At 56.2% G+C, this 14,395-nt stretch carries 25 protein-coding genes; 6 read left to right on the plus strand and 19 right to left on the minus strand.

Features of this window, described 5'->3' with window-relative positions; all coding sequences use genetic code 11:
- Nucleotides 1-2 precede the first annotated feature (2 nt).
- The 18 genes from HYX42_RS04065 to HYX42_RS04150 all read right to left on the minus strand — a co-directional run bounded on the left by HYX42_RS04065 (nt 3) and on the right by HYX42_RS04150 (nt 11,434).
- Complete coding sequence (locus HYX42_RS04065; protein ID WP_293399902.1) at nt 3-782, minus strand: hypothetical protein; 780 nt, start codon at nt 780-782, stop codon at nt 3-5.
- Between the two features lie 59 nt (nt 783-841).
- Entirely contained in the window at nt 842-2,983 is a 2,142-nt protein-coding gene (locus HYX42_RS04070) for a portal protein (RefSeq protein WP_293399905.1), read from the minus strand.
- Nucleotides 2,984-4,315 (minus strand): phage terminase large subunit, encoded by a 1,332-nt coding sequence (locus HYX42_RS04075; RefSeq protein ID WP_293399908.1) that lies wholly within the window; start codon nt 4,313-4,315, stop codon nt 2,984-2,986.
- On the minus strand, nt 4,312-4,617 hold the full coding sequence (locus HYX42_RS04080) for a hypothetical protein (RefSeq protein WP_293399911.1): 306 nt from the start codon (nt 4,615-4,617) through the stop codon (nt 4,312-4,314). Before HYX42_RS04080 ends, HYX42_RS04075 begins: the two co-directional genes overlap by 4 nt.
- Before the next feature lie 913 nt (nt 4,618-5,530).
- Nucleotides 5,531-5,911 (minus strand): hypothetical protein, encoded by a 381-nt coding sequence (locus HYX42_RS04085; RefSeq protein WP_293399914.1) that lies wholly within the window; start codon nt 5,909-5,911, stop codon nt 5,531-5,533.
- Nucleotides 5,912-5,927: 16 nt separating this feature from the next.
- Nucleotides 5,928-6,155 carry a hypothetical protein gene (locus HYX42_RS04090; protein WP_293399917.1) on the minus strand — a complete coding sequence of 76 codons (228 nt, stop codon included), beginning with the start codon at nt 6,153-6,155 and terminating at the stop codon, nt 5,928-5,930.
- A gap of 190 nt (nt 6,156-6,345) precedes the next feature.
- Nucleotides 6,346-6,702: a hypothetical protein gene (locus HYX42_RS04095; protein WP_293399920.1), complete on the minus strand. Its 357-nt coding sequence runs from the start codon at nt 6,700-6,702 to the stop codon at nt 6,346-6,348.
- A gap of 67 nt (nt 6,703-6,769) precedes the next feature.
- A complete protein-coding gene (locus tag HYX42_RS04100) occupies nt 6,770-7,210 on the minus strand; it encodes a recombination protein NinB (RefSeq protein ID WP_293399923.1) in 441 nt (146 codons plus the stop codon).
- Nucleotides 7,211-7,225: 15 nt separating this feature from the next.
- Nucleotides 7,226-7,546, minus strand: a complete 321-nt coding sequence (locus HYX42_RS04105; RefSeq protein ID WP_293399926.1) for a hypothetical protein — start codon at nt 7,544-7,546, stop codon at nt 7,226-7,228.
- The gene (locus HYX42_RS04110; protein WP_293399928.1) at nt 7,543-7,830 is read right to left on the minus strand and encodes a hypothetical protein; all 288 of its coding nucleotides are present in this window, start codon (nt 7,828-7,830) and stop codon (nt 7,543-7,545) included. The genes HYX42_RS04105 and HYX42_RS04110 overlap by 4 nt, the downstream gene beginning before the upstream one ends.
- Nucleotides 7,831-8,183: 353 nt before the next feature.
- Complete coding sequence (locus HYX42_RS04115; RefSeq protein WP_293399930.1) at nt 8,184-8,405, minus strand: hypothetical protein; 222 nt, start codon at nt 8,403-8,405, stop codon at nt 8,184-8,186.
- Nucleotides 8,402-9,007 (minus strand): hypothetical protein, encoded by a 606-nt coding sequence (locus HYX42_RS04120; RefSeq protein ID WP_293399932.1) that lies wholly within the window; start codon nt 9,005-9,007, stop codon nt 8,402-8,404. Before HYX42_RS04120 ends, HYX42_RS04115 begins: the two co-directional genes overlap by 4 nt.
- Complete coding sequence (locus tag HYX42_RS04125) at nt 8,994-9,869, minus strand: hypothetical protein (RefSeq protein ID WP_293399935.1); 876 nt, start codon at nt 9,867-9,869, stop codon at nt 8,994-8,996. Before HYX42_RS04125 ends, HYX42_RS04120 begins: the two co-directional genes overlap by 14 nt.
- Nucleotides 9,870-10,217 carry a hypothetical protein gene (locus HYX42_RS04130; protein ID WP_293399937.1) on the minus strand — a complete coding sequence of 116 codons (348 nt, stop codon included), beginning with the start codon at nt 10,215-10,217 and terminating at the stop codon, nt 9,870-9,872. It abuts the gene before it with no gap.
- The gene (locus HYX42_RS04135) at nt 10,214-10,546 is read right to left on the minus strand and encodes a hypothetical protein (protein WP_293399939.1); all 333 of its coding nucleotides are present in this window, start codon (nt 10,544-10,546) and stop codon (nt 10,214-10,216) included. The genes HYX42_RS04130 and HYX42_RS04135 overlap by 4 nt, the downstream gene beginning before the upstream one ends.
- Nucleotides 10,543-10,734 (minus strand): hypothetical protein, encoded by a 192-nt coding sequence (locus HYX42_RS04140; protein ID WP_293399942.1) that lies wholly within the window; start codon nt 10,732-10,734, stop codon nt 10,543-10,545. The genes HYX42_RS04135 and HYX42_RS04140 overlap by 4 nt, the downstream gene beginning before the upstream one ends.
- Nucleotides 10,731-11,033 (minus strand): hypothetical protein, encoded by a 303-nt coding sequence (locus tag HYX42_RS04145; RefSeq protein WP_293399945.1) that lies wholly within the window; start codon nt 11,031-11,033, stop codon nt 10,731-10,733. Before HYX42_RS04145 ends, HYX42_RS04140 begins: the two co-directional genes overlap by 4 nt.
- Nucleotides 11,030-11,434: a hypothetical protein gene (locus HYX42_RS04150; protein ID WP_293399948.1), complete on the minus strand. Its 405-nt coding sequence runs from the start codon at nt 11,432-11,434 to the stop codon at nt 11,030-11,032. The genes HYX42_RS04145 and HYX42_RS04150 overlap by 4 nt, the downstream gene beginning before the upstream one ends.
- A gap of 209 nt (nt 11,435-11,643) precedes the next feature.
- Between HYX42_RS04150 and HYX42_RS04155 the strand changes: the two genes are divergently transcribed.
- Nucleotides 11,644-11,955, plus strand: a complete 312-nt coding sequence (locus HYX42_RS04155; protein ID WP_293399950.1) for a hypothetical protein — start codon at nt 11,644-11,646, stop codon at nt 11,953-11,955.
- A 56-nt stretch (nt 11,956-12,011) separates the two neighbouring features.
- Here HYX42_RS04155 and HYX42_RS04160 read toward each other — a convergent pair whose 3' ends face one another.
- Nucleotides 12,012-12,215: a hypothetical protein gene (locus HYX42_RS04160; RefSeq protein WP_293399952.1), complete on the minus strand. Its 204-nt coding sequence runs from the start codon at nt 12,213-12,215 to the stop codon at nt 12,012-12,014.
- Here HYX42_RS04160 and HYX42_RS04165 point away from each other — a divergent pair, their 5' ends adjacent.
- The 5 genes from HYX42_RS04165 to HYX42_RS04185 all read left to right on the plus strand — a co-directional run.
- The gene (locus HYX42_RS04165; RefSeq protein WP_293399954.1) at nt 12,216-12,650 is read left to right on the plus strand and encodes a helix-turn-helix transcriptional regulator; all 435 of its coding nucleotides are present in this window, start codon (nt 12,216-12,218) and stop codon (nt 12,648-12,650) included. It begins immediately after the preceding gene.
- Between the two features lie 94 nt (nt 12,651-12,744).
- Entirely contained in the window at nt 12,745-13,032 is a 288-nt protein-coding gene (locus HYX42_RS04170; RefSeq protein WP_293399957.1) for a hypothetical protein, read from the plus strand.
- The gene (locus tag HYX42_RS04175) at nt 13,029-13,406 is read left to right on the plus strand and encodes a Rap1a/Tai family immunity protein (protein WP_293399960.1); all 378 of its coding nucleotides are present in this window, start codon (nt 13,029-13,031) and stop codon (nt 13,404-13,406) included. The genes HYX42_RS04170 and HYX42_RS04175 overlap by 4 nt, the downstream gene beginning before the upstream one ends.
- Nucleotides 13,407-13,678: 272 nt before the next feature.
- Entirely contained in the window at nt 13,679-13,894 is a 216-nt protein-coding gene (locus HYX42_RS04180; protein WP_293399963.1) for a hypothetical protein, read from the plus strand.
- A gap of 32 nt (nt 13,895-13,926) precedes the next feature.
- Nucleotides 13,927-14,395, plus strand: a 469-nt coding sequence (locus tag HYX42_RS04185) for a pentapeptide repeat-containing protein (RefSeq protein ID WP_293399966.1), incomplete at its 3' end; no start/stop codon positions are given.

A 14,395-nucleotide genomic window follows, 5' to 3' on the forward strand; every position in this document is an offset into this window, starting at 1 on the left:
TTCTAGCGTTTGCGTTTGATGGCGTCCTGCGCGTTCGACCACTCAATCCACCGCTTCGTGTCGCTTATGGGCGGCTCGGTGGATGTGGACCCACCCTTGACGGGAGTCAGTGGTGTGGGTGCGCTGGACCGTTTGGGTGCGGTCTTTTCAAGCTCGATGCGTGCTGCCAACTTGCCCATGTGGGCCAATTGCCTGGCCGGGGACAGTTCGAGAACCTTGTCCAGCTCGTCCGGGTTTTTGCCCAGATAAGTCAGCACATCGGCGGCTTCATCGAGTTCGATTGCGTTTCGCAAAAGGGACTTGCCTGCAGGTCCAGCGGCCTCGACATCGCCGTAAAAATCCTTCAGGCCATCGCCCAATGACTTTTTCAGCTTTGCCTCGACTGCATCAGCTCTTTGCCCAGTGGTCTGGTTTGAAACCATCTCCTGCGCTCGGGCCGTAACTCGCTTGTCAAATTCCGCTTGCGTCAGCGGGGTTTCTTGCGTCTGGTCCGGTTGCTCAACAGGGCGCGATTGAAGGCGCTCAAGCTGTTCGCGCAAAAGATTCGTCTCTGCGCGCATTTCGTAGGTCGTGCGCGTGAGCCGGTCAATTCGTCGTTGCTTGGCTGCGGCTTCTTTCTCTGCGGGTGTCAATTGCGGCTTGTCACCGCTCTCGTCCTTCGCTTCTTCCTGCGGCGCTTGGCCGTCTGCTGCTTCTGGTTTCGCTACTTCCAGGGTTTGAGCGAGTTCAGCCGCGTTTATTTGAGTCGCTGCGTCAGAGGCGACTTGGGTTTCAGTGGTCATGCTTTAAGCAAGTGAATTCATGCGGAAAGCGCCGCAAGTCGCGTAAAAAAGCCCGCTGTTCAGGCGGGCTGTGGGTTCTGTTCAGGCGAAAAAAAACCGCCATCTGGGGGCGGTTGTTGTTGAGGCGGTTGCATCGGGTCGGGCGGTGGCATCCCCTGCATCTGCTCTTGCTGTTCGTGTTCCTGCATGTCGTCTTGAATCCCCTGCGTAGGTGCCGGGGTCTGCATGACTTGCATCATGGTTTGCATCACAAGCTGGTGAACCTGCTCGGGCTGCATGCCAGAGCTAACGGCGGTGATGCGCTTCGTCTCGGCTTCGTATGCCTTGATAAGCTGATCGTTCAGGCTGGACTCTTTCTCTTTTTCCAGTTGCTCGGCATGGCCTGCGGCGGCTTCGAGTGCCTTGCTCATCATGGAGATTTGCTGCTGGTACTGCGTGAGTTGCGCCTTGAATGCTGGCGGTATTTCCTCCTGCTTTTCCTCGGCTGCGGCCTGAACCTGCGGCGGTGCCATCGCCATCAACATGCGGCTGATCTTGTCGGCTTCCGGCCAATCCTGCATCTTTGCCCACATCGGGCCGAGAATGGTCATCATCTGCGGGTTGCTACCAACGATCTTGGTCAGGTTCTCGGCTGCTTCTTCGCGCAACGTGCTGTAAGCAGGGCCGCTCTTGACGCGCACACCATATTTGCCGCTGCTCAGGTTGATGGAGGTTTTACCGTTCACTTCCTGGTGTGGCTTTTCCTGCGTCGGGTCGATGATGATGGTGTCGTTGGAGCCGTCGAGATTGAGGATTCGGGCTGCGCGCTTGGTGTCGGTCAGACGGATCGTCATATCCACCACCACGCGGCCAAGCTGCTCAATCGAACGGCTCTGGTTGTCTGCATAGTGGAAGTTGGCGGTATCGCCTTCGCGCCTATCCTGAATCTTGGCCCTGCCTGATACAGCGTTGCTCGGTGCGCCCAGATTCGACTTGTACATGCCGATACTGGCCTGCAAGTCGTTGATGGCCTGCAAACCGCCTTGGGCGAATGCTTGAGACATCTGCGGCGGCTGCGAACGCTCGGGGCGTTGCAGCGGGTTGCCTGCGTCGTCTATGTCGTTGAACGGCAGAATGGCCTGATTGCTGGTGTTTGCCGCCTTCCACTCGTTCTCATAACCCTCAATCGCACGGGCAGAGCCGACAAACGGCGCTTTGGGCTGCAGGGCAACCGTTTCAATCTGGCTGCTGCGCTCGTAGTTGTAAGCCTGCTGGCTGTCGCGCATCCGGCGAACCATGCCGCACAGATGGCGCTTGCCTTCAATCCACAGCTCATAGCCAATGACAGGCACAACGCCGAGGTACTCGCTCGGGAACTCGGTTTCTTCCAGAGTTTCGGCCCCGGTCATCTTGTTCCATTTGACCGTGCGATGCTTGGCCTTGAATGTGCCGGCCACTTCCGGCTTGAATCCAACCTGCGCGGCCAACTGCCAATATTCATCCTCAGTCAGCGTCAGCATGGAGCCGTCAGGGTTACGCACCATGATGCGGTTCGACTCTGAAATCTCCACAAACTGGTGTTCGCACACGCGCACGCTGTCAGTCGTGAACCAGCCTGAGGCAGTGGTGCTTTCCCATGAGGTGGTAGAGGCCTTGGGCCACTGGCGTTCAAACGCCTTCTTGCTCATGATGGTTTCGACAAACGCATCAGTAGCGTCCGAACCGTCAGGCTCAGTGCTGTCGGCGTCCAGCAACACGGAAAGCGGGTCTTGTACCCGGATGATGCGCGGCTGCTGTTCGTTCGTGTCGTCGTCAATCACCTCGGGAATGACGCGCATCCAGCCCAGGCCAATGCGTGCGGCATGCTCCAGCGCCGTGTCGTAGGTAATCCCTGCGCGGCTCGTGTACTCGATGTTACGGACAAGCCCCTCCAGCGCCTGAGCAACCTTGACAGAGCCTTTGGCATCCGATGGTAGGCAATAGATAGAGGGTTTGTTCTGGCGGCTGTCGTTGACGATCTGCGCGATGTACTGGTTTGTCTGGTCAAACGTGAGGCATGGACGGCCTTCGCGTGCTTTCAATGCGTCGGCAGGCCACTGCTCGGGCTTGGCCGGGTTGGAGAATTTCAAGTCCTCCAGCATTTGGGCGCGGGTTTCCCTGAAAGCGTCGGCAGCGTCGTCGTAACGCTCTCTTGCGCGCTGTAGGGAGTCTTGTTGTGCCATTTATGCAGCCATCCAGTTTTGTGGGGCGGTGTAGGTTGTTTTCGGGATCTTCTTTTCTGCCTTGGTCATGCCGGGAAACAACTCGGCAAGAACCCATATCCATGCGTCTGCACGGTTCGGGCTTTTGTCGCCCATGTAGCCAGTTGTCGAGAACGCGACCAGCTCGTCCTCAAGGTCTGGGAAGTCACCCACATGGCAAACTTTTCCGTTTTCATACAGTGCGCTGAAAGGCTCAGCCCTGACATGCTTGCCGCGTGCGGCGCTCACGGCCTTGTAAGGTGTGCGAGGTCTGGCGGTCTGGATAGTGCTTTTGACCATCGCCCCGCCGTAGTTCTGCTCACCGACAATCACATCAGCTTCGTGTCGGTCAAAAGCACTTGTCGCCACCCGGCCCCATGTCGCAGGGCCAGCCTTGACCGTGCAATCCTCTAGCAAGTAGGCTTTTCCGTCAGTGCCCAGCGCGCCTACACATATGCCGATGGCGTCGTTGTCTGCGTTGTCGGCATCATCAGAGCCGGATGGGTCAACACCCACCACCACGCGCACAAACTCAGGCAGCACGCCATCAGTGACGCGCCATTTATCAATGAACTCGTCCGAGAACAGCGCATTGGCCGTTGCGTCGGCAAACTCGCCTTTGAGAAACCGCTTTTGCAGCCTGGCGCTCAGGTTTCGCAGCGTGTCCAGATAACCCGCGCTCACGTTCTCCGCGTTGTCCTGCGGGTTGATCTGGAAATGCGCGTAATCTGCCGGGTTGTGCAGCGGCTTTTTGGTGTCCGGGTCGCGCTTCTCTACAAACAACCGGTACGTCCAATGCACCTTTGATGGCGGGTTGCAGTCGTAATACATGCGCGGCTTGAGCGGCGTGGGCGGTTTGCCTTCAATCACCTGGTTAACCTGCTGGGCTAACCGCGTGACTGCTATATCTCTTGAACCCTGTGGTATCTGGCTGGATTCGTTCAAGTAGATCGTGACGAACTCCATACCCAAAATTTTCTCGGTGCGCTCCTTATCATCCAGTCCGGCAAACCAGATTTGCGCGCCGTTCTCAAACTCTGCGAACCAGTCGGTCTTGCTCAGCGTGTACTTGACGCCGGGAAAGGCCAGCTCCATCACCTTGGGAAAGGTGTCCATCACCACCGATGCTTTGATGGCGTTGAACCTGAACCTCAGGATGGCGTGACGGCTTTTCGGGGCCTTGAGCGCTCTCATGCACACGTTGCGGACAAGCAGGAAGGTTTTCCCCGACCTTGAACCACCAAACAACATGACATGCGTAGCTGTCCCGGCCAGCACTTCCTGTGCAGCCGCCTGACGGTCTGTGAGCTTCAAAGCCGTTCGTCTGTCGCGCTTGCGGCAATAACGACAGGGCCACCACCTTCACCTGTGATCTGGAGTGGCAGGACTTTGCCCAGCAAGCCAGCGAAGGCTTTGACATCCGATGAGGCGACCAACTTTAAATAGCCAGTCAAACCACCTTGCCCATTACCGTCATAGCCAACAGCCACCGCCGCGGCCAGGATCGCATCCTTGAGAACTGCTGTCGTTTTATTCGGTACGCCAGCCTTGCGGCCTTTCCCTGCATTGGGCGGCAGCTTCTTTTCAGCAGACTCCTGTACTTTGGTGGATTTCATAGGTTAAACCCCGCGACGGGTCCAGTTGTGCGCAACATGCGGAAGATCGCCGCAAGACGAGAGCGCTTAGGATTTACCAAACGGCAGCGCTGACCTGTTCACCCCCTCCGTGATGACCGTGGGGTAGCGGCAAGGAGCGCGCTCACGTTGCGCCAGGGTTGTAAAAAGCCACCGGGCCGATGGTCAGCGCGGGGGACTAAGGCTGGTGTGGTGCCAACCAAGGAGAACTAGTGGCACATTCTCAATGTGCCGGCTTCGGATGGGTAGAACTCACCCCTTTGAATCTGCTTGCTGTCCACGCCGGCTTGCAACACGCCACCAGCAGCGCACAAGGCCACAAGCTCAATTTCGTCTAGGTCAAGGCATTGATCCTCACACTCCGCATCTAGACGGTCCCAATACTTTTGACCCAGCAAATGTGGATTTCCAACAGGATTTGCCATTGCGCCTCCTTGCGGCTCGGGTTAAAGGGGCGGGAACACGTCCGCTATCGAGGTTGTAGCCTGTGTTCAGCGAACGGCGGCGCATGATGAACGGCGAGACGGTTGCCCACACGCGAAAAAGCCGCCTGAACATTGCTGCTCGGCGGCTTGAATTGAATTTGATGCCTTGGGCGACCAGACCAAGTTCCGCGTCTACGGACCGGATGAATTTCCCGCCTAGAACGGGCTCTTTACGTCAATCTGCCGTGCCCTGAGTCGTGGGCGTTCATCAAAACGGCTGCTGACTGTCACTGGCCAGTGCGCTACCGAGAGACTTGATGAGTTCCCTGCCAGGTTCCCAATTCAAGCAGTGCTCGCTGCCAATCAGCATGCGTTTTGATAAATTTTAGAGGCACCTCTGCCGTCCGATGTGTAGGGTAAGTTTTCAAAAGTGCGGTGTCAATCCCTATAGTGTTCAAATTCAACACTATTCACATCACACCAGCAGTCATCAGCCTGCGAGTCAGCATGTTGCGCGCTTCCATAATGACGATTGCGCGTTCTTCTTTGTCCTTTGGTAGCAGTGGACTAAGCCACACACTACGCCCGGTGTAGCAATTCCGGGCTTCCATATAAATGGCGGCACGATGCGGGTTTTCCATTTCGCCAACATGAAAATCGACGGCCTTCATCAGGTATCCGTCAATCTCGGACTCCCTGACCTCATCTTCGGTTAACCAATGACGTGAACTGCGCGCCATTCTGAACATGGGGTCTGCCCCTGCCTGCCTAACTATAGTGAAGTGTTTGCAGTGGTGGTGCCACCTTGAAAGTATGTCGTCCAATATGGCTTTTGAGTCGTTGAACATCACTATTGGCTCCCTTTGGTTAATCTGGCATTGGCGCGTTTTCGGGGACTTCCACGGCCATATAAACGGCAGCGTACTTGTACGGTCCCGCCTTGGCCTTGATGTAGCGGTCTATGTAAACATCTGGCATCTTTTTTAGTGATGTATTGATGTTTGCGTGGCCCAGGTGAAGAACCTTTGTTATGGCGGCGACGGTCAGACCATCAGGCGCAGCCTTCAAGGTTTCACGCACTTTCTTGATGCTCATCTGATCTTGTCCTGCTGTTCGGCGTTGAGTGTGGGGGTCATGGGTTCATCAACCTTACAAATTGCGGGTGGTTGCGGCAGATCCAAAAGCACCATCTCTATAAATAGTGATCCCCACCTTTTTCGCCATCCGTTCAATCAGTTCTTTGTCCATGCCGTTCCTTCTGCCCCCTTATGGGGGGATTGGTTGGTTAAAGCTCGATGCGCTCGCCAAGTGATTGCAGGCGGTACAGGGTCGTGCTGGCCTGCGTTGTCAGGTTGTCCAGCTTGCGGCCAAGGTCGGTTGAACAGACTGGATTTGCACCCTTCAATGCGCCGGTAGTTTCTGGTTCGGCGCGGGTCACGGACTGGACGCGCTCGATCAGGCGGGAAGAAACAAACGACAGCTTTTCCAGAGTTGATGCAAGGCGGTCAACTTCGCGGCTGACTTCGGACTGCTTGATTTTCCCTATTGCAGACATGGCCGCACCCTCCATGCCCACATTGCCACATCCCTTTTGAGGCTCGTTCTGTGCGTAAGCTGTTTTTGCTGCGTAATCTCGATCCATCTCTATCTCCTATTTCGCGCTGAAGGTAAGGTGCAGCGCATTCACCTTTGGGGTGTAGCTTTTTTTGCTACGTTTGAAGCTCTTTCTGCTTCGGTTCTGACCAAACGACGCCACGATCAGCGCCGAATGCGTACAGGTATTCAATGAACTGCGCGGCCTCGGCAACGTAGAAGTCCTTGGTCTGAATGCCCAGCTGCACCACGCGCTCAAAATCAAGGCTGGGTAATACCCTGCCGTCATGGTGAATCGGTGTTCCTGCATCGCGCATGACCTTTGCGAATGCGTCAACCAGCAGGCGCTTCCAGTCGTCAAGTTCGCGCTTTTCATTCATGAAGGTGCATTGCTTGGAGATGTCACCCATCATGGCGTGGTACTTTTCTTCCTGAATGCGCTTTTTGGTCGGTTGGCTGAAAGTTGCCATCCAGCCATCGGGCGCGTCATTCCGGGCAAACTTCGCGGCGTTTTCGCGTGCGGTTTCGTGAACCAGCATGAAAGTGCGCTTGCTCATGCTTTCCTCCAGTGATTAATGCAGAGAAACAGGCACGGTGGCAGGCCACAAGCCACGACTGACCAACTCATGCACAGTTTTGGCGTGGCAGGCGTCCCACATCTGCTCACGCTCATTGCGCGACATCCATGCCCCCTGATCTAGCTCGTAATGGCACAAGTGGCATAGGCTGGCGACAAATACATCAGACGCCTTGATGCTGCGTCCCTTGCCGTGCTTGGCCTGATTCGAGTGCGCTGCGCATACCGTGCCGTCATCGCGTCCGCAATTCGTGCAGGCGATGGCGCGACAGGCTTTGAGCAGCGCAGGGCTTCGGATGTAGGGGAACTTGGTCATCCAGCCTCCAGCACACGCAACATGCGAAGGGCGCACTCTGCGCTGTCCACAACAGCCAGTGGATAACCTGCCCATTTCTTGAAAAACCTTTCCTGCGCGGGTGTGGGTTTTTGCGCAGACTTCGGTTTTTGGCCGTCTTTGCACTCCATCATCATCCAGCGGCCAGATATGCCGATAAGCAGATCCACAGGCTTTCCAATGACCTCGACAGTCGCTCCAGCAGCTTGCAGGGCGCTCACGATCTGCGCTTGGTTTGCGTCAACACGTAGGGCGTAGCGGGTCATGCTATTGAGCCTTTCGGGAAAGCTCCCGCTCACACCTAACTGCTGCACGGCGTTGCATTTCCTTCATCCGTTCATCAGCCTTGAGAATGTCTCTGGCACGCTTTTCATCTGCAGCAATCTTCAAAGCGACGAATTCATGGCTACGGAGGACGCATGACGCCAGAGCCTGACAAACGCCAAGCTGGTCGCATCGGTCTTTGCACTTGTTCATCCCACCCTCGCAAAAAACAGCAAGCACTTGCGCTCGACTACTGGCGAGAAATGCTCCCAGGCCAGCGCTTTTGCGCAGCCTGTGAAGCCCTCCACCGTCCGGGCTTGGCGGTGCTTTGTTTGGTTTTGGCAGTCTTTGCACATCACCGGACAGCCTCGTAAACCTGCGATCCGTGCTTGTTGCGCTGGACAATCTTGTTGCACTTACGCAGGCCGTTCAACACCGACAAACATTCATCAGAAGTCGGCCAGCATGTGATCCAGCGGAATTGTGAGAGGGTCAGCGGCCCATGCTCCAGCAGCTTCACGGCGGCGTGTTCGCGGGTAATGGTTGCGGCCAGTGCCGTGTCTTGGGCGGTGATCATGCCGCCCTCCGCTGCTCTGCGATCTGCACAAGCTGATCAAGTGGAATTGGCGCAGGAAGGTGCTGAATCGTGGCCGTAGGACGCGGCAACCCTGGCACAAGCGACTCAGCATGGTCATACGTCAGCCGGCCTTTGGACACCGCCTCAGACAATGCAGCCGCGTGCCCGTTCTTGTCCCAGCCAAGCGAAGGCGTCCACACCACAGCGCGGCCTTCGTCGCGTGCCTCTCCGATCATTCGGGTGTAAGCCTCTTTGAAAGCCATGCGCGCCGCAACTTTGTCGCCCTCAGCCAGCAGCGGCAAAGCAATCCCAAATGCACGGCACATTTCGTCCGTCCACACCACTGACTGCGATTCGTCAAACGGCATCTGTGCCCATGCCTCCTCGACTCCGGGCCTGCCGTCATCCAGTCGGGCCACCACATCCTGAATCGTCAGCATGCCTTTGACCTCGCGGCGGCAGCGTGCAAGCGCCTTCAAAACCGCAGGCTCAGGGTAAGCAGCCAGATCGTTGACAAACATGCGCGCAGCGCCCTCGCTGAAAACGCGGCCACACAGCTCCGCAGTCACTGCGACGGCTTGAATGAGTTCAATGCTGGGCATGGGAATCCTTTGCTTCTGCCAGCAGGCCAGCAAAGGCGTTGGCGTTGGTTTGCGTACGGTCGGCCTGAATGGCTTGGGTTTGCGTGACCTGACGGCCTGTAGCCCACTCCGTGCGGAGTTTTTCGCAGTCGCGCAGCAGCACACCGACCGAATGCCCTGATTGAACGTAAAAGCTGTTTCGGTGGTTCAGAAACCAAGCTGCAATTCCCGGCGCTTCACCAGCCCCCACCCTGCCGACAAACTGCGAGAGCTTCGCGTTCACCGATGCGTTGCGCACTGGCTCTGTTCCGTACCGGGCGACGTATGCTCCGGCGTATGCGGTCCAGGTTTCAGCAGTTGCAGACGGCTCTTTGATTTTTTGAGCCTTGACCAACTTGACTGGTGCCGGGGCATCCTCCGCAGGAGGTGCCACGGACTGAAGGGAATCAGGAATCAGTGAATCAGGAATCAAGGAATCCGGAATCCGGAATCCGGAATCAGAAGATAGGGAATCAGCGCGAGTGCTTCCGATAATTTCGGTATTTGTTCCGATTTTCTCGGGGTCTGGTATTTCTGATTCCGTTTCGTTCTTGTGCGGGTTCTGATGTTTGACGAACTCCAGCACCAGTATGTATTTTTTGCTACCAACTTTATAGCGCCTGATGAAACCCTCGGCCTGAAGCCAGTCCAGCATGGCGTCAATATCGAGACCTTCGCGGTATGGAAATACCTCTCCCTTAATGCGTAGGGGTCGGTCCTCCAACTTCCCGTCGCGGTCGGCAAGTACCCACAAGCCCTCAAAAAGCAGGCTGTAAAGAGGATCGGCGACCCCAAGAATCTCGTTCTTGAAGAATCCTGGCTTGATGTTCCGCGCACGGGCCATCTACACATCCTCCATCACAGGCGCAGCGGCCCAGACAATGGCCTTGCAGCCGCTCAGGGTCTTGCGCCGCTCTGCCGTTTCGACAACCAGGCCGGCGTCTACCAGTTCCTTGCGCCGGGGGCGTTCGGTTGATGGATTCATGCCCAGCGCGATCTGCAGTTCTTCATCAGTCGCTGGTGCTGCTTTGAGGCTGTCCAGCACCTTCTGGCACTTGGCATTGATATGTGGCCTGACAGACTCGTAAGCCTCTGTGCTGGTGGATTGGCGGGAGTTGCGCCTGCATGTACGCACGAATCCGGTATCACCCGGCATCGGGAACATCTCGATTGGGAGGTTGATGGTGGTCATGCGGCCTCCAGGGGTAAACCAAGCAGGCGCGCAGCTTCATAGATGTCCCGAATCTTTACGCCATCACGCGGAGCCCAGCCCATGGAGTTCTTCAGCTTGCTGAAGGCCGCGTTAGCCAACTGCTCGGCAACATATGCCGCCTCGTTCGGATAGCAGCTACCCGGCGACGAATAACTGCCGCCATCGGCTATGTGTGTATGTATGTCAATGCGATAGCTGTTTGAAAGCGTGGCCCATTTGCGACCAACTTTTGTAACTGTCACTGGCTGATTTTTTGAATAGCTCTGCGCGCCCACCCAATAAAGTTCTTGTCCTACAGTCAGGTTCATAGCTTCCCCCTGATAAGCCGAGTCTTGTCGGCTGGTGAAATGGTTTCTGTGTTCAGGTTGGTCTGTGCAAAGCGGTGAATCGGCTTTGGCATCCCTGCACTGCCCTGCTGCTTGCTGGCGAATTTGGGGTCTGTGGCGAACTGGCTTGGCTGGCCGCGCCAGTTGAAAGCGCTTAGGGTGCTGCTCATGCCGTCACCAGCTTTCCGGGGACTGGTGCCCATGTCAGGGTTTCGTCTTGGCCGGGTTGGTCGCGGATCGGGCGGAGAAACCGGTCATTAATCACCCTCTCCGTAACACTATCGCCATCCCACTGAAGCAGAGTCCCAGTCGTCTTAATTAACCAAAAAGGCGGTGGCCCCTTTGCTAAAAATATAAAACCAGCAACGGTCTCACCGGAAACTGCATGACGAACAACCTCAACAATGCGTCCGTTGTTGTTGGGGCCTAAGCCGACAACAATCGCCAAATCTCCGGGTTTGCAGTTCATGCTTTAGCTCCTGTAAGTACGCGGCGCAGGGCGGCGTTTTCCTCTTGGGCAAGGCGGAGCTTTTTCTCCGTCTCGGTTTCCAGTAGCCGCAAGCTGTTCAAGTCATAGCCGCGAGACTGAAGCAACCACATAAGGGGCGCCTCATTGCCTGCGAGGTCCATAAACAGGTTCAGCTTTTCATGCGGGAAGTTGTGATTGCTCGGCCCCATGATTCGGGACCATTGCGCTTGATCTTTGACAATGCCGCCGTTGCCGTAGAACTGAGCGTCGTCTTTGCCACTCAAGGTCTGGCAAAGTTGCAGCGCCTTAGTCATCGATGGCTGGCGAATCACCAACTGCGGATCGATGGCCTGAACGTGTGCTGTCATTGGTAAATCAAGGGTCATGTCATCGCGCTTCATGTTTTATGTGGCGTTATGCGTTGTTGATTTGGGTAAAAAAATTGACTATCTCGGCATGGTCAAAAAACAAACTTTCATCCACGCCCACACCGCCCTGGCGCTTGGCCTTCATCCTTTGATTCGCGGGGATGGGTGCTTGACAGGGTGCCTGCCCTCTTTCAAAGGAGAATGGAGTTCTCACACAACCATTGCTCTTGAAAGGAGCGGACATGAAAGACACTTGGCAGGTTTTCTTTTTCACCAATGTGCCGGTGTGGCAGTACGGGGCGCACATCACAATGTTCCCAACGGACTCGGGGCCGGTGCCAGTGCTGCACTGCACATCGGTGATGCAGGGGATTGCGGGACTTCTGGAGTTGACGGTTCTGGACGAAGCCAAAAACCTCGAACTAACGTACCTTGTGCCTGCGCCAAATGTGTTGACGGCGATACGCCTGCGAACGAAGCAAGATTTGGGGTTTTCACCGCCATTGCTCTCAACGCTTGTTCAACCCGAGACACCCGTTCTTCCAGGGTCATAGATTCCACGCACTTCTCGCAAGGCGGCAGCAACGGATTGCAGTTGATGCAATTCATCTCAGGCCGTCGCTTTCTTGCGGGAGGGCTTGGCGAGATGTGCCTGCAGGTCGCGCAAAGTGGCGTAGCCGGGATTCGGTATGTGACCGTTGACGAACTTGGAAATCCACGAATAACTCACGTTCGAGCTTTGCGCGATTTCTTGCCAATCACCCTTGTGCTTGTTCAGCAGTTCTCGGACTTGAATGTCTAGGTTATTTCGCATATGGCTCATATCCTAGCAAAACTTTGCTATGAACGCAAGCAACACTTTGCTAATGTTTGCCGCGAGACTGGCTGGATGCCTGCGACTCCCATAAATCAAGTGCTGGCCGACAACCTGAAGCACTACATGCTCAAGAACCAGCTCACTCAGTCATCACTGGGTGAACGGGCCGGACTTGGGCAGACAACCGTCAGCCTCTACCTAACACCATCCCGCCGCCAAGCCAGCAAGTCTGGCAAGGTTCCATCCGCAAAATTAAGTGAAGTCGAAAGCCTGGCCCATGCCCTTGGCGTTGATGTCTGGCGGCTCCTACGCCCATTCACCGACAAGCAGCGTAAAGCCTACGACAAGATCGAAGAGGCGTATCAAGAGCTATTGAGCCTGACCACCCCAGAAGCTGAGGAAAACATCGTAAAACCCCGGCGCGTCGCATAGGGGAGTTGACGACTGCGCGCATTTATCAATTTCCCTTGTTCATTGAGGTTATCTAACCGCACCCATGCGGCCCGTGGGTATTAGAGGAGAGAAAATGAAAACAATAGCAATCGTCGCCTTGTTCTGCGCTGGCTCAGCAATGGCCCAGGTTTACGTAAAGCCGCACGTCACCAAAGACGGCACATTTGTAGACGGTCATGTACGCACCGCGCCCAATAACACCAACCTGGACAACTACAGCACCAAAGGCAATTCCAACCCCTACACGGGTCAGCAGGGCACCGTACAACCCAACTACTTCCCGCAGCCCACTTATCAGCCACCACAGCCGCGCCAGCAGCAATGCGGCTATACAGCAGCTGGGCAATACGTCTGCCGATGAGCATCAAAACCAGCATTGCAGTGGTTTTGCTGGCATTGGCAGCGGGCGGGGCAAGTTCACAAAATGCTTTTGGCATAGATTTAATGGGCGATGCCGCGCTTGCCTCTGGTGGGTTTCTCACCGGGCAGGAGCTGTACGCGCGCGGATCGGATGATGCGTTTGTTGTGGGCTATATCGCTGGCATCAGTGACGCCGATAGGGGCGCAGCCAAGCGCATGCGTCCAGCGTCATGCATCCCTAATGGCGTCTCCCTTGGACAAATGATCGACGTGACCTGGAAGTACCTCCGAGACAATCCCAGCACACGCCATGAACCCGCCGCCTTTCTTGTGCGTGAAGCCATGATTGCCTCTTGGCCCTGCTCCACCAGATAAACAGCATCCACCCTCACAACAACCGCCCATCGAGGCGGTTTTTTTTCGCCCAAGGGTTTTCACCAGCAATCTATTTTGCATTGGTAGCAATTCTTTGCTTGACGTACTAGCAATACTTTGCTAAATTACACCCATCAGCAAGAAAACCCAGCAGCACCGATACCGCTGCAAACCGAACGGATGGCGACGGGGGTTTAGGAGAAGTTCTCCGGCGCTGTAGAGGTTATCCCCACCAAACCCCCGGTGGTTTTGAAAACAGCAAGGAGTAGTTGATGAACAAGTCTGAACAGCGCGAAGTGCAAAAGGTTGTGAACACCTGCCGCACCAATCCCTACTACGCCGCCGCAACTCTGGCAACACTCCTGCGCTCTGCAGGTCCACGCGCCACCTTTGTGAAGTTGGTTCAGTTGAAAAACGAACTTGGCCTCGGCGCGTACATGGAAACCGTCAACGGCTGCTACGTCGCCAAAGAGCCCGCTGTCGCCTAAACCCAATTTTTAACAAGCAAATAGGAAAGAAAATGAAAAGCAAAATCGTCAGCCGCTGGAATTCAAACCGCATTCTGTTTGAGTGCGAAGTTCCCGATCATGTTGAAAGCGGCTTGGCAATGCGTTACGCGCTTGAGCAAGCTGTGGCCCAACGGCCTCGAATCGACCTGAGCGGTGCCGTCCTGCGCGATGCCGTCCTGAGCGATGCCGACCTGCGCGGTGCCGTCCTGAGCGGTGCCGTCCTGAGCGGTGCCGTCCTGAACGGTGCCGTCCTGAGCGGTGCCGTCCTGCGCGATGCCGTCCTGAGCGGTGCCGTCCTGAGCGGTGCCGACCTGCGCGATGCCGACCTGCGCGGTGCCGTCCTGAGCGGTGCCGTCCTGAGCGGTGCCGTCCTGAGCGGTGCCGTCCTGCGCGATGCCGTCCTGAGCGGTGCCGTCCTGAGCGGTGCCGACCTGCGCGATGCCGACCTGCGCGGTGCCGTCCTGAGCGGTGCCGTCCTGA

This window comes from Polaromonas sp. (genome assembly GCF_016185115.1).
GTDB lineage: Bacteria > Pseudomonadota > Gammaproteobacteria > Burkholderiales > Burkholderiaceae_C > Polaromonas.

What these genes read in the sequence shown, in the direction of transcription:
- HYX42_RS04135 (WP_293399939.1), bottom strand. Translation starts at nt 10,546, where the DNA reads ATGAACCTGACTGTAGGACAAGAACTTTATTGGGTGGGCGCGCAGAGC.
- HYX42_RS04080 (WP_293399911.1), bottom strand. Translation starts at nt 4,617, where the DNA reads ATGAAATCCACCAAAGTACAGGAGTCTGCTGAAAAGAAGCTGCCGCCC.
- HYX42_RS04125 (WP_293399935.1), bottom strand. Translation starts at nt 9,869, where the DNA reads ATGGCCCGTGCGCGGAACATCAAGCCAGGATTCTTCAAGAACGAGATT.
- HYX42_RS04170 (WP_293399957.1), top strand. Translation starts at nt 12,745, where the DNA reads ATGAAAACAATAGCAATCGTCGCCTTGTTCTGCGCTGGCTCAGCAATG.
- HYX42_RS04130 (WP_293399937.1), bottom strand. Translation starts at nt 10,217, where the DNA reads ATGACCACCATCAACCTCCCAATCGAGATGTTCCCGATGCCGGGTGAT.
- HYX42_RS04110 (WP_293399928.1), bottom strand. Translation starts at nt 7,830, where the DNA reads ATGACCCGCTACGCCCTACGTGTTGACGCAAACCAAGCGCAGATCGTG.
- HYX42_RS04160 (WP_293399952.1), bottom strand. Translation starts at nt 12,215, where the DNA reads ATGCGAAATAACCTAGACATTCAAGTCCGAGAACTGCTGAACAAGCAC.
- HYX42_RS04155 (WP_293399950.1), top strand. Translation starts at nt 11,644, where the DNA reads ATGAAAGACACTTGGCAGGTTTTCTTTTTCACCAATGTGCCGGTGTGG.
- HYX42_RS04095 (WP_293399920.1), bottom strand. Translation starts at nt 6,702, where the DNA reads ATGGATCGAGATTACGCAGCAAAAACAGCTTACGCACAGAACGAGCCT.
- HYX42_RS04175 (WP_293399960.1), top strand. Translation starts at nt 13,029, where the DNA reads ATGAGCATCAAAACCAGCATTGCAGTGGTTTTGCTGGCATTGGCAGCG.
- HYX42_RS04150 (WP_293399948.1), bottom strand. Translation starts at nt 11,434, where the DNA reads ATGAAGCGCGATGACATGACCCTTGATTTACCAATGACAGCACACGTT.
- HYX42_RS04165 (WP_293399954.1), top strand. Translation starts at nt 12,216, where the DNA reads ATGGCTCATATCCTAGCAAAACTTTGCTATGAACGCAAGCAACACTTT.
- HYX42_RS04115 (WP_293399930.1), bottom strand. Translation starts at nt 8,405, where the DNA reads ATGATCACCGCCCAAGACACGGCACTGGCCGCAACCATTACCCGCGAA.
- HYX42_RS04105 (WP_293399926.1), bottom strand. Translation starts at nt 7,546, where the DNA reads ATGACCAAGTTCCCCTACATCCGAAGCCCTGCGCTGCTCAAAGCCTGT.
- HYX42_RS04100 (WP_293399923.1), bottom strand. Translation starts at nt 7,210, where the DNA reads ATGAGCAAGCGCACTTTCATGCTGGTTCACGAAACCGCACGCGAAAAC.
- HYX42_RS04090 (WP_293399917.1), bottom strand. Translation starts at nt 6,155, where the DNA reads ATGAGCATCAAGAAAGTGCGTGAAACCTTGAAGGCTGCGCCTGATGGT.
- HYX42_RS04145 (WP_293399945.1), bottom strand. Translation starts at nt 11,033, where the DNA reads ATGAACTGCAAACCCGGAGATTTGGCGATTGTTGTCGGCTTAGGCCCC.
- HYX42_RS04065 (WP_293399902.1), bottom strand. Translation starts at nt 782, where the DNA reads ATGACCACTGAAACCCAAGTCGCCTCTGACGCAGCGACTCAAATAAAC.
- HYX42_RS04140 (WP_293399942.1), bottom strand. Translation starts at nt 10,734, where the DNA reads ATGAGCAGCACCCTAAGCGCTTTCAACTGGCGCGGCCAGCCAAGCCAG.
- HYX42_RS04120 (WP_293399932.1), bottom strand. Translation starts at nt 9,007, where the DNA reads ATGCCCAGCATTGAACTCATTCAAGCCGTCGCAGTGACTGCGGAGCTG.
- HYX42_RS04070 (WP_293399905.1), bottom strand. Translation starts at nt 2,983, where the DNA reads ATGGCACAACAAGACTCCCTACAGCGCGCAAGAGAGCGTTACGACGAC.
- HYX42_RS04180 (WP_293399963.1), top strand. Translation starts at nt 13,679, where the DNA reads ATGAACAAGTCTGAACAGCGCGAAGTGCAAAAGGTTGTGAACACCTGC.